We start from the raw sequence: 823 nt of genomic DNA, 5'->3' as shown, positions 1-823 counted from the left end.
CAAATACAACTGAAGATGATAAAGATGCCGATGGTGGCGAAGTTGATGTAACAATTACGGATCATGATGATTTCACACTTGATAATGGCTACTACGAAGAAGAAACATCAGATAGTGACTCAGATTCGGACAGCGATTCAGACTCAGATAGCGACTCAGATTCAGATAGTGACTCAGACTCAGATAGCGACTCAGACTCAGATAGCGACTCAGACAGCGACTCAGACTCAGATAGTGATTCAGATTCGGACAGCGACTCAGATTCAGACAGCGAATCAGATTCGGATAGCGACTCAGACTCAGATAGCGACTCAGATTCAGACAGCGACTCAGATTCAGACAGTGACTCAGACTCAGACAGCGACTCAGATTCAGACAGCGATTCAGATTCGGATAGCGACTCAGATTCAGATAGCGATTCGGACTCAGACAACGACTCAGATTCTGACAGCGATTCAGACTCAGATAGCGACTCAGATTCAGACAGCGACTCAGACTCAGATAGCGATTCAGATTCAGACAGCGACTCAGATTCAGACAGCGATTCAGATTCAGATAGCGATTCAGATTCAGACAGCGACTCAGATTCAGATAGCGACTCAGACTCAGACAGCGATTCAGACTCAGATAGCGACTCAGACAGCGATTCAGATTCGGATAGCGATTCAGATTCAGATGCAGGTAAACATACTCCGACTAAACCAATGAGTACGGTTAAAGATCAGCATAAAACAGCTAAAGCATTACCAGAAACAGGTAGTGAAAATAATAATTCAAATAATGGCACATTATTCGGTGGATTATTCGCGGCATTAGGATCATT

The 823-nt window shown here is 44.1% G+C and carries 1 pseudogene; it reads left to right on the top strand.

Going from position 1 to position 823, the window contains the following annotated elements:
* A pseudogene (locus IDG60_RS17255) lies at nucleotides 1-823 on the top strand (MSCRAMM family adhesin SdrC); the annotation flags it as partial.

The sequence above is a fragment of the Staphylococcus sp. EG-SA-2 genome, from assembly GCF_017152085.1.
The sequence above is the reverse complement of the archived record's forward strand: the minus strand, read 5'-3'. Positions and strand labels throughout refer to the sequence as shown.